This is a genomic window from Mitsuaria sp. TWR114 (assembly GCF_007997345.1).
Map to the genome: position 1 here is coordinate 1 of NZ_VOSR01000381.1, position 13,234 is coordinate 13,234.

At 71.2% G+C, this 13,234-nt stretch carries 11 protein-coding genes and 3 pseudogenes; 2 read left to right on the plus strand and 12 right to left on the minus strand.

Annotation, left to right across the window (positions count from 1 at the left end; genetic code table 11):
* The 7 genes and pseudogenes from FUT87_RS14540 to FUT87_RS14570 form a co-directional block, all read right to left on the minus strand.
* Nucleotides 1-694, minus strand: a pseudogene (locus FUT87_RS14540) (two-component system sensor histidine kinase KdbD); the annotation flags it as partial.
* Nucleotides 695-868: 174 nt separating this feature from the next.
* Nucleotides 869-1,459: a potassium-transporting ATPase subunit KdpC gene (kdpC, locus tag FUT87_RS14545; protein ID WP_147241470.1), complete on the minus strand. Its 591-nt coding sequence runs from the start codon at nt 1,457-1,459 to the stop codon at nt 869-871.
* 16 nt (nt 1,460-1,475) lie between these two features.
* Nucleotides 1,476-3,707 (minus strand): potassium-transporting ATPase subunit KdpB, encoded by a 2,232-nt coding sequence (kdpB, locus tag FUT87_RS14550; protein ID WP_147241471.1) that lies wholly within the window; start codon nt 3,705-3,707, stop codon nt 1,476-1,478.
* Nucleotides 3,708-3,723: 16 nt separating this feature from the next.
* A complete protein-coding gene (kdpA, locus tag FUT87_RS14555; protein ID WP_147241472.1) occupies nt 3,724-5,517 on the minus strand; it encodes a potassium-transporting ATPase subunit KdpA in 1,794 nt (597 codons plus the stop codon).
* Between the two features lies 1 nt (nt 5,518).
* A complete protein-coding gene (gene kdpF / locus FUT87_RS14560; protein WP_091733683.1) occupies nt 5,519-5,608 on the minus strand; it encodes a K(+)-transporting ATPase subunit F in 90 nt (29 codons plus the stop codon).
* Between the two features lie 189 nt (nt 5,609-5,797).
* On the minus strand, nt 5,798-6,979 hold the full coding sequence (locus tag FUT87_RS14565) for a hypothetical protein (protein WP_147241473.1): 1,182 nt from the start codon (nt 6,977-6,979) through the stop codon (nt 5,798-5,800).
* A gap of 43 nt (nt 6,980-7,022) precedes the next feature.
* On the minus strand, nt 7,023-7,703 hold the full coding sequence (locus FUT87_RS14570) for an AraC family transcriptional regulator (RefSeq protein WP_147241474.1): 681 nt from the start codon (nt 7,701-7,703) through the stop codon (nt 7,023-7,025).
* Here FUT87_RS14570 and FUT87_RS28840 point away from each other — a divergent pair.
* Both FUT87_RS28840 and FUT87_RS14575 read left to right on the plus strand, forming a co-directional pair.
* The gene (locus tag FUT87_RS28840) at nt 7,684-7,839 is read left to right on the plus strand and encodes a hypothetical protein (protein ID WP_186830545.1); all 156 of its coding nucleotides are present in this window, start codon (nt 7,684-7,686) and stop codon (nt 7,837-7,839) included. The two genes, FUT87_RS14570 and FUT87_RS28840, sit on opposite strands and share 20 nt — an antisense overlap.
* Entirely contained in the window at nt 7,836-8,507 is a 672-nt protein-coding gene (locus tag FUT87_RS14575; protein ID WP_147241475.1) for a hemolysin III family protein, read from the plus strand. Before FUT87_RS28840 ends, FUT87_RS14575 begins: the two co-directional genes overlap by 4 nt.
* 36 nt (nt 8,508-8,543) lie before the next feature.
* Here FUT87_RS14575 and FUT87_RS14580 read toward each other — a convergent pair whose 3' ends face one another.
* From FUT87_RS14580 to FUT87_RS30745, 5 genes and pseudogenes are all read right to left on the minus strand, one after another.
* Nucleotides 8,544-9,062 (minus strand): TetR/AcrR family transcriptional regulator, encoded by a 519-nt coding sequence (locus tag FUT87_RS14580; protein ID WP_222617159.1) that lies wholly within the window; start codon nt 9,060-9,062, stop codon nt 8,544-8,546.
* Entirely contained in the window at nt 8,965-10,389 is a 1,425-nt protein-coding gene (locus FUT87_RS29995; protein WP_255511845.1) for an SDR family NAD(P)-dependent oxidoreductase, read from the minus strand. The genes FUT87_RS14580 and FUT87_RS29995 overlap by 98 nt, the downstream gene beginning before the upstream one ends.
* Nucleotides 10,390-10,496: 107 nt before the next feature.
* Nucleotides 10,497-12,451: pseudogene (locus tag FUT87_RS14590) on the minus strand (MacB family efflux pump subunit).
* Between the two features lie 2 nt (nt 12,452-12,453).
* The gene (locus FUT87_RS14595) at nt 12,454-12,990 is read right to left on the minus strand and encodes a hypothetical protein (RefSeq protein WP_147241477.1); all 537 of its coding nucleotides are present in this window, start codon (nt 12,988-12,990) and stop codon (nt 12,454-12,456) included.
* Nucleotides 12,987-13,234 (minus strand): annotated as a pseudogene (locus FUT87_RS30745) (efflux RND transporter periplasmic adaptor subunit); the annotation flags it as partial. The pseudogene FUT87_RS30745 and the gene FUT87_RS14595, both read right to left, overlap by 4 nt.

A 13,234-nucleotide genomic window follows, 5' to 3' on the forward strand; every position in this document is an offset into this window, starting at 1 on the left:
GCGCGAGCTCGCGCAGCGCCATCAGGTTGCCCTTGCGGAAGAAGTGCTGGCCGGCACGCTCGGCCTGCGCGCCCTGGTAGACCTTGCCGGCCTTGAGCCGCGCGAGCAGCTCGTCGGCGGGCGTGTCCACCAGCACCACCTCGTCCGCGCGATCGAAGAAGGTGTCGGGCAGCGTCTCCTGCACCCGCACCCCGGTGATGCCACCGACGACGTCGTTCAGGCTCTCCAGGTGCTGGACATTGACGGTGGTGTAGACGCTGATGCCGTTGGCCAGCAGTTCCTCGACGTCCTGCCAGCGCTTGGGATGCCGCGAGCCGGCGACGTTGGAATGCGCCAGCTCGTCCACCAGGATCAGCGCGTCCGGCTGGCCGCGCAGCCGCTCGAGCGCGCCGTCGAGGTCGAACTCCGGCAGCGTGCGGTCGCGGTAGGCCACTTGCTGCATCGGCAGCCGCGGCAGGCCGTCGAGCAGGGCGGCGGTCTCGGCGCGGCCATGGGTCTCGACGACGCCGACCAGCAGCGCGCGGCCCTGCCCGGCCAGATGCCGCGCCGCCTGCAGCATCGCGAAGGTCTTGCCTACCCCGGCCGAGGCGCCGAAGTAGATGCGCAGGCGACCGCGCGACGCCGCCTCCTCCTGCTGGCGGAGCTGCGCCAGCAGGCTGTCGGGGTCAGGTCTCTCGTCGGTGGCGCTGGGCATTCGGCGATTCTCTCCCTGGATGACGGGCCGCGGCGGTCAGAAGCTCCGGGAGACGCTCAGCACGACGCCCGTATCGCCCAGCCGTTTCGCCCAGCCGTTTCGCGCGCTGCATGAGCGTCGTCGAAGCCGACCCGGAACGGCCAGGCGCTGGCGGCAGTCGGGTCTTCATGACATTCAATGAGCGGATGGCGCCTTGTCGAGAGCGAGGTTGAGCTTGAGCACGTTGACGCGCGGCTCGCCGAGCACCGCCAGGTCGCGGGCCTCGGTGTTCGCCTGGATCAGGCGCTGGACGGCCTCGACCGGCAGGCCGCGCTCGCGCGCGACGCGGGCGGCCTGGTAGCGGGCGGCGGCCATGCTGATGTGCGGGTCCAGCCCGCTGGCCGAGGCGCTGACCAGGTCGACCGGCACCGGCGCGCGGTTGTCCGGGTCGGCGGCCTTGAGCGCCTCGACGCGCGCCTTGACCGCGTCGACCAGTGCCGGGTTGGTCGGTCCCTGGTTGGAGCCGCTGGAGCCGGTCGCGTTGTTGGCCATCGGCGCGGTGGCCGACGGACGGCCCCAGAAGTAGCGCGGCGACGAGAAGCTCTGGCCGATCAGCTCGGAGCCGATCACGCGGCCGTCGCGCAGCACGAGGCTGCCTTCGGCCTGGAACGGGAACAGCGTCCTGGCCACGCCGGTGACCGCGGCCGGGTACAGCAGGCCGGTGACGGCGCTGAGCAGCGCGAAGCCGACCAGCGCCGGACGCAGCATCTTGAGAGTCGAATTCATGGTGAGTTCCTCCGCGTCACACGAGACGCAGCGCAACCAGCAGCAGGTCGATCGCCTTGATGCCGATGAAGGGCACGATCAGGCCGCCCAGGCCGTAGATCCACAGGTTGCGGCGCAGCAGCGCGGCCGCGCCGATGGGGCGGTAGGCCACGCCCTTCAAGGCCAGCGGGATCAGTGCCACGATGATCAGCGCGTTGAAGATGACCGCCGACAGGATCGCCGACGCCGGGCTGTGCAGGCCCATCACGTTGAGCGCGGCCAGCTGCGGGTACACGCCCAGGAACATCGCCGGGATGATGGCGAAGTACTTCGCGACGTCGTTGGCGATCGAGAAGGTGGTCAGCGAGCCGCGCGTCATCAGCAGCTGCTTGCCGGTCTCGACGATCTCCAGCAGCTTGGTCGGATTCGAATCGAGGTCGACCATGTTGCCGGCCTCCTTCGCCGCCTGCGTGCCGCTGGCCATGGCCACCGCCACGTCGGCCTGCGCCAGCGCGGGCGCGTCGTTGGTGCCGTCGCCGGTCATCGCCACCAGCCGGCCTTCGGCCTGGTAGTCGCGGATCAGCTTGAGCTTGGCCTCGGGCGTGGCCTCGGCGAGGAAGTCGTCGACGCCGGCCTCGGCCGCGATTGCCGCGGCGGTGAGGCGGTTGTCGCCGGTGATCATCACCGTGCGGATGCCCATCCGGCGCAGCTGCGCGAAACGCTCCTTGATGCCGCCCTTGACGATGTCCTTGAGCTCGACGACGCCCAGCACCCGCGCGTGGCCGTCGGCCAGGTCGGCCACCACCAGCGGCGTGGAGCCGCGGCGCGCGACCTCCTCCGCCACCGCGGTGACCTGCGCCGGCATCTGGCCGCCGTGCTGCTCGACGAAGCGGCGGATCGCGTCGACCGCGCCCTTGCGCAGCTGGCGCTTCGGATGCTCGGGATCGCCGAAGTCGACGCCGCTCATGCGGGTCTGCGCGGTGAACGGCACGAAGTGCGCCTGCAGCGCGGCCAGCTCGCGCTCGCGCAGGTTGAAGCGCTGCTTGGCCAGCACGACGATGCTGCGGCCCTCGGGCGTCTCGTCGGCCAGCGAGGCCAACTGCGCCGCATCCGCCAGCGCCTGCTCCGGCAGCGCGGGCGCCGGCAGGAAGGCGCTGGCCTGGCGGTTGCCCAGCGTGATCGTGCCGGTCTTGTCGAGCATCAGCACGTCGACGTCGCCGGCGGCCTCGACCGCGCGGCCGGAGGTGGCGATCACGTTGGCCTGCATCAGCCGGCTCATGCCCGCGACACCGATGGCCGAGAGCAGGCCGCCGATGGTGGTCGGGATCAGGCACACCAGCAGCGCCACCAGCGCGGTGATCGACACGACGGTGCCCGCGCCGGCCGCCTCGACCGCGAACAGCGAGTACGGCAGCAGCGTCACGGTCACGACCAGGAACACCAGCGTCAGCGCGACCAGCAGGATGGTGAGCGCGATCTCGTTGGGCGTCTTCTGGCGCTTGGCGCTCTCGACCATCGCGATCATGCGGTCGAGGAAGGCCTCGCCCGGATTGACGGCGATGCGCACGACGACCCAGTCCGACAGCACGCGCGTGCCGCCGGTGACGGCCGAGAAGTCGCCCCCCGACTCGCGGATCACCGGCGCGGACTCGCCGGTGATGGCGCTCTCGTCGACGGAGGCGACGCCCTCGATGACCTCGCCGTCCAGGGGCACCAGGTCGCCGGCCTCGACCAGCACGACATGGCCCTTGCGCAGCTCCTCCGAGGCCACCGGATGCCAGGACGAACCATGGCGCGGCGTTTCGAGCTTCTTCGCCCAGGTCTTGGCCTTGAGTCCGCGCAGCGAGGCGGCCTGCGCCTTGGAGCGGCCCTCGGCCAGCGCCTCGGCGAAGTTGGCGAAGAGCACGGTGAACCACAACCACAGCGCGATCGCGAGCATGAAGCCGGGGCCCTCGGCGCCCGCCAGCGCGGGCTGGGCGAAGCTCGCCAGCCACAGGCCGGTGGTGAGGAGGCTGCCGGCGTAGACGACGAACATCACTGGGTTGCGCAGTTGCACCGACGGCGCCAGCTTGGCGAAGGACTCGCGGATGGCCGGCTTCACCAGCCCGGGATCCCACAGGCCGCCGCTCCCGCTGGAACGTGACGGGGGCGGGGGTGGATCGTGCGGTGCCGGACCGGAGGGCGTGGCGCCGCCAAGGACCTCGGCGCGCGTCGAGGTCGGCACCGAAGTCGGTACCGAGGTGTGAACTGTCTTGAGGGGTTGGGTCATGTCAGGCTCCGAAGCTTCACTTCCAGAGCATCAGGTGCTCGACGACGGGGCCGAGCGCGAGCGCGGGCACGTAGTTCAGCAGGCCGACCAGGAGGACGGTGCCGATGAGCAGGACGACGAACAGCGGGCCGTGCGTGGGCAGCGTGCCTTCGCCGACGGGGATGCGCTTCTTGGCGGCCAGGCTGCCGGCGATGGCCAGCACCGGCACGATCACCAGGAAGCGGCCCAGCCACATCGCGATGCCCAGCAGCGTGTTGTAGAAGGGCGTGTTGGCGGACAGGCCGGCGAAGGCGCTGCCGTTGTTGTTGGCCGCGGAGGTGAAGGCGTAGAGGATCTCGCTGAAGCCGTGGGCGCCGGGGTTGGCGATGCCGGCCTTGCCGTCGCCCGACAGCACCGCGATCGCGGTGCCCGCCAGCACGACGATGGGCGTGACGAGGATGGCGACGGCGCTCATCTTCATCTCGAAGGGCTCGATCTTCTTGCCCAGGTACTCGGGCGTGCGGCCGATCATCAGGCCGGCGATGAAGACGGCGAGGATCGCGAAGATCAGCATGCCGTACAGGCCGGTGCCCACGCCGCCGAAGACGACCTCGCCCAGCTGCATCATCACCAGCGGCACGGCGCCACCGATCGGGGTGAAGCTGTCGTGCATCGCGTTGACCGCGCCGCAGGAGGCGGCGGTGGTGACGACCGCGAAGAGCGCGCTGGCCGAGATGCCGAAGCGGGTCTCCTTGCCTTCCATGTTGCCGCCGGCCTGCAGCTCGGAGGCCTGCAGATCGACGCCCTGCGTGGCCACCAGCGGATTGCCGGCCTGCTCGGCGGGCGTGGCGACCAGCACGCCGGCGATGAACAGCGCGCTCATCGCGGCCAGGATCGCCACGCCCTGCCGGCGATCGCCGACCAGCTGGCCGAAGCTCAGGCACAGCGCCGCGGGGATCACGAAGATCGCCACGATCTGCAGCAGGTTGGTCAGCGGCGTCGGGTTCTCGTAGGGATGCGCGGAGTTGGCATTGAAGAAGCCGCCGCCATTGGTGCCCAGCATCTTGATCGCCTCCTGCGACGCGACCGGGCCCATGGCGAGTTGCTGCTCGCCGGTGCGCTGGTGCTCCATGACGGGCTGGCCCTGGGCGTCCTTGAGCGGCTGGCCGTCGGCGCCGAGTTTGGGCGTCTGGTAGTCCTGGGCCTCGATCGTCTGCACGGTCTTGTAGCCGTCGAAGTTCTGGATGACGCCCTGCTGGACGAAGACGACCGCGAGCAAGAAGGACAGCGGCAGCAGCAGCCAGAGGGTGCAGCGGACGATGTCGGCCCAGAAGTTGCCGACGTGGCCGGACAGCCGGGAGGCGAAGCCGCGGATGAGCGCGAACACCACGGCGATGCCGGTGGCGGCGGACAGGAAGTTCTGCACCGTCAGCGCCAGCATCTGGGTGAGGGTGCTCATCGTCGACTCGCCGCCGTAGCCCTGCCAGTTGGTGTTGGCGACGAAGCTGATGGCGGTGTTGAAGGCCGAGTCGGGCGTCACCGCGCCCAGGCCCTGCGGGTTGAGCGGCAGCACGCCTTGCAGGCGCTGCAGCGCATAGACCGCGAGCACGCCGATGAAGTTGAAGACCAGCAGCGCGACGGCGTACTGCTTCCAGCCCATGCCTTCCTCGGGCCGGATGCCGGCCAGGCGGAACAGCGGGCGCTCGATGGCGGCGATCCAGCGCGGCACGCGGCCCTGCGCGAGCGCGGTGATCCAGCGGGCGAGCGGCCAGGCCAGCAGCAGCGTGACGGCGAGGTAGAGGGCCAGGTTGGCCCAGGCGAGGTTCGTCATGTCAGAACTCCTCGGCGCGCCAGAGCGCGATCAGGAGGTAGACGAACAGACCGGCGCTGAGGAGTCCGGTCAGCCAGTAGAGCGCGTTCATGGCCTGCTCCCCAGCCGGTCGCTGGCGACCGCCAGCCCGACAGCGACAAGGAACAGGACCACGCTCAATCCGAGAAAGAGTGCATCCATTTTTTCGAGGTCCCATGCCCTCTGGATTGAGGGCGGGATGGGATGGATGGACTCTAGGAATCAGCGGGTCAAGGGCGTGTAGAAGGTCGGGGCCCGGGTATCAAGATCTCATCAAGAAGACGGTTTGGCCGCCGGCACGGGCCACAGCGCATCGACCGGCCGCTCCAGCACCCGCGCCGCGACGGGATGGAACACGGCCGGAGTCAGCCGGCCGTCGCGGACGCTCGGCGAGCCAGCGCTCGATCGACCCGCCCTGCTCCACCCATCGGTCCTGCCGCAGCAGGCCGTACAGCCCGGCGGCGATGACGTGCATGCCGTCATCGGCCTTGCGCCAGCGGTCGGCCGGATTGCGGGCGACGCCCAGGGCCTCGCTGATCAACTGGTCCAGCGCCTGGACCAGGTCCTCGTTCACCAGGCCCTCCAGCGTCGTGTAGCCCCAGCGCGGATCGTGGTCCCGCACGATGCGCATGAGCAGCGGATCGCGCTCGAAGGCCGCCAGCGCGGCGGTCGCGGCGGGGCCGTCCATCGGCACCGGCGGATGGAGCATCTCGTGGGCGGCGATGCGGACGGTGGTGGCCGTGTCGTAGTCCGCCGATTGCAGGAAGGTCTGCCCCTGCACCTTGATGCCGTGCGGCTTCGCGAACTGCAGCAGCACGATCTGGATCTCCGGATCGAAGCGCCGGCCGGTCAGCTTCTCCTGCCAGGAGATCACGTCGAAGCCAGCCAGCGCGCGGCCGACCTCGGCGATGCGGCGCTCCAGGTCGCCGATCCGCTCCTTGCGGAAGGCCGCGAAGCCGGCATCCCGCAGGCCGACCAGGATCGCCTCGATCCGCGGCGCCGCGCGCTCGAACCAGGCCCAGTCGGCGTCGCTCCAGTAGCTGCTCGCCCGATAGCTCGGGAGGATGGCCGTCCGCCGTGACCGCAGTGCGGTCAGCAAGGTGTCGAGCGTGGCGTCGTTGCCATCGGCCGAGAACAGCACCTGCAGGTTGGGGCCGAGCAGGCCGAAGCCGTCCTTCGTCGCCTCGTTCCACAGCCGCGCCACGTCGTCCCGGACCACCGCCGGCAACCGCGGCGAGAAGGCGGCGGCATCGGCGGCATAGAAGTCCAGGTAGAGCTGCGTGCCCGACAGCGGACCGAGGAAGGCGATCGCATCGGCGCCTTCGGAGCCGCGCACCCGCCATCGGGTGCGATTGGGCTTGGCCTGCGCTCGCGCGCGCAAGGCGGGCAGCAGGGACGCGAGGCCCACGATCGCGGGCGCGGAGAGCAAGGTGCGGCGTTTCATGCCGCGATGCTAGGTGGCCCGCCTCGCCCGCTCTTGAACGGACTTAACCCATGAGCCGCTTCGGCGTCTGGCCCGTCAGGGCGACGATGGCGCGGGTGAAATGGGCCTGGTCCGCGAAGCCCGTCTCGGCGGCAAGCGCCGCCAGCGATCCGCGCCAGCCGGGCAGCCGGCGCAAGGCCTGCAGCGCACGCAGCTCCAGGCGGTATCGCTTCGGGCTGATGCCGTAGGCGAGACGGAAGCCTCGGCTGATCGACTGCGGCGCGAGGCCCATCGCATCGGCCCAGTCGGCGATGCCGAGCGCCGGATCGTCCGTCAGCGCCTCGGCCAGCAGGTCGGGCCAGTCCTGGAGCCTGGACTTCACGGGACGAAAGCTGCGCCGCAGCAGATCGGCGGCCTGGACCGGATCCCGCTCGGCGAGGCGGGCGATCGCGTCAACGTCGTCGACATGGCCCAGCGCGTCGCCTCGGGCATCGCTCGAGGCCACCGCGGGCCAGCCCATTTCCGCGATCGGCAGGTTCAACACCCGCGCCCCGCGACCGGAGAACTCGTTGCGATGCGATTCATGCGCCCCGTGGAGCACGGCCTGGCCGGCCTCGACGCGGAGCCGGCCCCGGTCGCCGGCTTCCACGTATCCGCCCGCCAGCACGAGCGCGACATAGCCGTGATCGTGGCGGTGCCGGGGCATCCGCTCGAAGGCGCTGTGCATGGAGATCACGGTCGTCATGGGCTGTCCCTCTGGCCAGATCGCGAAGCGCGGCGCCGCGCAGCGGACGGCCGAGGCGGTGGAGTATCGCCGCCCGGTCCCGCGCGTGGACAATCGCCCGATCGCCGCTCACCCGATCACGCCCGCCTTGCCATGACCGCTCGCACCGTCCCCGCCGACCGTCCCCAGACCCGCGGCGAAGAGATCGCCAATGCCATCAGCCACGGCCTGGGCGCCCTGCTGGCCGTGGCCGCCCTGCCCATCCTCGTCACACGCGCGATGGGGCACGGCGAGGTCGCGGACGTGGTGGCCGCCGCGATCTTCGCCTCCACCGGCATCCTGCTGTACGGCATCTCCACGCTGTACCACGCGCTGCCGGCCTCCCTGGCCAACGGCCGGGTCAAGGCCTGGCTGATGCGCCTGGACCACGCGGCGATCTACGTGTTCATCGCCGGCAGCTACACGCCCTTCACCCTCGGCGTGCTGCAGACGGGCCCCGGCGTCACGCTGCTGGTCGCCGTCTGGGCCGCCGCGGCCTTCGGCGTGACGATCAAGCTGCTGAACCGGCTGCGCCACCCGCTGGTGTCCACCGCCCTGTACCTGGCCATGGGCTGGGTGGTGGTCTTCGCCATCGGCCCCCTCGTGGAGCGCACGCCCGGCCCGGGCCTGGCGCTGCTGGTGGCCGGCGGGCTGAGCTACACGCTGGGCGCGGCGGTCTTCCTGCTCGACAACAAGCTGCGCTACGCGCATTTCGTCTGGCACCTGTTCGTGCTCGGCGGCAGCGTCTGCCACTTCTTCGCGGCGCTGTTCTACGCCTACCGCTGAGGACCGCGCTCGGCCGGCGGCCGCGGCGCGGCGCGCTCAGGCCTTCACCTTCGCCAGGTGGCTGGCCAGCATCCCGGCGGTGATGCGCGCGACCTCCTTGGGCTTGAGGCTCTCGTCGAAGAGCATCTCCACCGTCGCGTAGATCAGCTCCACGACGATGCGGCTCGCCAGCTTGAGCTCCGCGCGCCGAGCGCCCGGCAGCGCCTGCATCAGCAGCTGCGTCTGCGCCTCGGTCACCGCCGCGTGCGAGGCCAGCCGCACCTCCTGCAGCGCCGGCACCGCCCGCATCGCACGCATGATCCACACGCCGCCGGCGGTCGCCCGCGTCGCCTCGTAGGTGTCGAGCAGCAGGCCCGCCAGCGCCTGCTCCAGCGCCGGCACGCCGCCCTGGATCACCTCGACGGACATCCACTTCGCGACGCATTCGTTCTGGCGCTGCATCAGGCGCTGCCCCAGCTCATGCAGCAGCGCGTACTTGTTGGGGAAGTAGCGGTACAGCGCCGGCGGCGACACCCCGGCGCGCTCGCACACCAGGTTGGTGGAGAGCCGCTCCACGCCCACCTCGATCAGGGTCTGCGCCGCGGCCTCGAGCACCCGCTCGTAGGTCTCGGCGGCGCGCTGCTGCGCCGGCAGCTTCTTGGCCGCGAGCGCTGGCGCGGCGGGCGTGGGCGTGGGCGGAGGAGCGGCGGTCTTGCGGCGGGCAGTGGGCATGGGAATCGAAATGGCGAGGCAACGGCAGGAAGGCTGCGGGATTGTTCCAGGGCGCGAGGCACCCCAGAACGATAGCCATGACTATAAGATCGCCAGCCATCATCCACCGCTCCGCTTGCGCCGAAATGACACACACGCTGCCTCCCGGCCCGACGTCTCCCAGCGCCCGCGGCGCGCAGGTGCTGGCGATTCTCGTCGGCTCCGTCGCCCTGCTGATGCTGGGCCTGCAACCGCTGCTGCTGGGCGCGCTGCTGGAGGCGGGCCAGGTGACGCTGGAAGGCGTGGGCCTCGTCGCCATGGGCGAGATCGTGGCCCTGGGGCTGGGCGTGCTGATCGGCGACCTCTGCTTGTCGGTGCGCTCGCTGCGCGCCATCACCGCCGGGTCCGCCGCCAGCGCGACGACCGCGCGGCCGACATACCGCGGCGACTCGGTGCCCGCGAGCTCGGGGCGCTCGCGCCAGTGCGCTTCGTCGGTGTGATGGCCGGCGAGCACGAACTCGGTCCGCATCCAGCCCGGCGACACCGCCACCGAGGCCACGCCATGCGGCTTCAGGTCCTGCGCCATCGCGCCCGCCATCCGCGTCATCGTCGCCTTGGCCAGGTCGTAGACCAGGTTGCCCTTGAGGAAGCGGTCCCGGTCCCAGAAGGTGGTGGTGACGATCAGGCCGCTGCCGCGCGCGATCATCAGCGGCGCCGCGGCGCGGCTGGCCAGCAGGTGGTTGCGCGCGCCGCGGTCCAGCATCGCGTCCCACTCGTCCATCGAGCGCTCCCAGAACGGCGCGTCGAAGACGCCGCTGAAGACCTCGTGGCCGCCCCAGGCGTTGTTGACCAGCAGGTCCAGCCGGCCCTGCTCCGCCTGCACCCGCTCGAACAGCGCGCGCACCTGCGCCTCGTCGGTGTGGTCGCAGCGGGCGGCGATGCCGCGACCGCCCAGCGCGGTGACCTCGTCGGCGGTGTCGTCGATGGTGCCGGGAATGCGGTCCAGGCCCGACAGCGCCTGGATGCGGCCGTATTGCGTCGCCGGTTCCGCGCGGGTGCTGCGGCCGGTGACGTAGACCGTCGCGCCGGCGGCGCCAAGTTCCAGCGCGATGCCCCGGCCCGCACCCCGGCTGCCGCCGGTCACCACGGCCACGCGGCCGGCCAGCGGCCGCTCGATCCGTTCGCTGCTCATGTCGTCTCCCGTTGCTGTGAGCGGAAACGATACGCGGCCCTCGAGGGGCCGCGCGTCAAGTCCTGTCAGCAGAAGGGGCTGTCGCGCGACAGCCCGGGGAACCCCTCTCAGGGTCGCGCCAGCGCCTCCACCGGATCCAGGCGCGCGCGCTGCGCGCGGGCAGGAAACCGAAGATCACCCCGATCAGCGAGGACACCGCGAAGGCGCCGGCGATCGCCGTCATCGAGACGATCATCCGGAACCCCATCCCCGCGGCGAAGTGGTTGAACAGCAGGCTGGCGCCGACCGCCAGCGACACGCCCAGCCCGCCGCCGATCAGGCAGACCAGCACGGCCTCGATCAGGAACTGGCGCAGGATGTCGCTCTGGCGAGCGCCGACGGCCATGCGCACGCCGATCTCGCCGGTGCGCTCGGTCACCGACACCAGCATGATGTTCATCACCCCGATGCCGCCGACCAGCAGCGAGATCAGCGCGATCGACGAGATCAGCAGCGTGATCGTCGCCGTCGTCTGTTCCACCGTCTGCCGGATGCTGTCGGTGTTGAACAGGAAGAAGTCGGTCGCGCCATGGCGCTGCGCCAGCAGGGTGCGGATGCCCTGCTCCGCCGCCGCGTTGGGCACCGCGTCGCTGACCCGCACGGTGATGCTGCGCAGGTAGTCCTGGCCGGTCATGCGGCTCATCGCCGTCGTGTAGGGCACCCAGACGTTGATCGCGTCGTCGTTGCCGAAGGCGCTGGCCTTCTTCGCCGTCACGCCGACGATGCGCACCGGCACGTTGCCCAGCAGGATGACCTCGCCCAGCGCCGGCTCGCCATTCGGGAACAGCGTCTTGCGCGCGTTCTCGTCGATCACCGCGTCCTGCGCCCGGGCGCGCACCGCCGCCGCGTCGAAGGCCCGGCCCTGCGCCATCGTGTAGCCGCGCACGCGGAAGAACTGCTCGCCGACGCCGGTGACGCTCGCGCTCACGTCGACGCTGCGGTAGCGCAGCCCCGCGGCCACGGCGACCGACGGCGTCACGCTGTCCACGTAGTCGAGCTGCGCCAGCGCGTCGGCGTCGCCGGCCCGCAGCGTCCGGATGGCGCCAGCCCGCCGGTCGCCGAAACCCTCGCCCGGCATGACGTCGATGGTGTTGGTGCCCATCGCGCTGATGTCGGCCAGCACTTTCTCGCGTGTGCCCTGCCCCAGCCCGACGACCGACACCACCGAAGCGATGCCGATGATGATGCCCAGCATCGTCAGCAGCGTGCGCAGGCGGTGCGCCAGCATCGCCTTGAGCGCCATGCCGGTGGCCTCCGCCACGCGCCCCAGCACCGCCGCCCAGGCCGCGCCGGGCGGCGCCGGATCGGGCTTGGCCAGCACCGCCGGCGGCGCCGCGTCCGGCCGGCGCCGGTCGGCGACGATGACACCGTCGCTGATCTCGATCACCCGCTGCGCATGCGCCGCCACCTGCGCGTCGTGCGTCACCAGGATGACCGTGTGGCCGTCGGCATGCAGTTCCTCGAGGATGGTCATGACCTCGCGCCCGCTGGCCTGGTCGAGCGCGCCGGTGGGTTCGTCGGCCAGGATCACGTCGCCGCCGTTCATCAGCGCCCGCGCGATCGACACCCGCTGCTGCTGGCCGCCGGACAGCTGGCCGGGCCGGTGATGCAGGCGCTCCGCCAGGCCCAGCCGCGCCAGCAACGACCGGGCGCGCGCATGCCGATGCGCGGTGCCCGCGCCGGCGTAGATCGACGGGATCTCGACGTTGCCGACCGCGTCCAGGTCGCCCAGCAGCTGGTAGCGCTGGAAGATGAAGCCGAAGTGCTCGCGCCGCAGGCGGGCGAGCTCGTCCGGTCCCATCGCGCCGGTCTCCTGGCCCGCGACGCGGTAGCTGCCGCGCGTGGGCCGGTCCAGGCAGCCGAGGATGTTCATCAGCGTCGATTTGCCGGAGCCCGACGGACCGATGATGGCCACCATCTCGCCGGCCTCGATCGTCAGGTCGACATCGCGCAGGACGGCGACGGTGCCTTCGCCGGCTGGGTATTCGCGGACCAGGCCGCGCAGTTCGAGCAGGGCAGCCATGCTCACATCCGCGGCGGCGGACGACGACCGTCGCTCGCCGCGCCGGGCGGCGCCGCCTCGGCGGTCACGACGCGCTCGCCTTCCTTCAGGCCGTCCAGCACCTGCGCGCGCACCCGGTTGTTCAGGCCCACGCGGACGACGCGATCCTCGATGCGGCCGTCGGCGCCGAGCACGCGGACCTTGTGGCGATCGCCGCTGCTGCCCTCGCGCGCGCCGAGCGCCGCCACCGGGATCGTCAGCGCCGCCTTCGCCTGCGCCAGCACGATGGTCGCCTGCGCGGTCATGTTGATGCGCAGCGTGCCGTCCGGATTGGGCACGTCGAAGATGCCGTTGTAGTAGATCGCGTTGGTCGTGCCCGACGTGGAACTGGAAGTGGAGGTGGTCGCCGAGCTGTCCGCCAGCGTGGTGTCGCCGGGCTCGACCGCGCGCAGCGTCGCCTGGATGCGGCGATCCGGCTCGCCCAGCAGCGAGAAGTGGACCGGCATGCCGGGCTTCACGCGCGGCACGTCGGCTTCGGAGATGCGGGCCTTGATCGTCATCGTGTCCAGCGCGCGAGCTTGATGATCGTGGGCGCCGTCTGCGCCGCGTTCACCGTCTGGCCCTGTTCCGTCACGATCGCGACGACGGTGCCGTCCATCGGCGCCAGCACGCGGGCGTAGCCGAGGTTCAGCTGCGCGGTGTCGACGTTGATCCGCGCCTGCGCCACCATCGCGCGCTGCGACTCGACATCGGCGCGCGCGGTGTTCAGCGTGGCCTCGGCGGCCTCGAGGTCGGCGCGGGCGC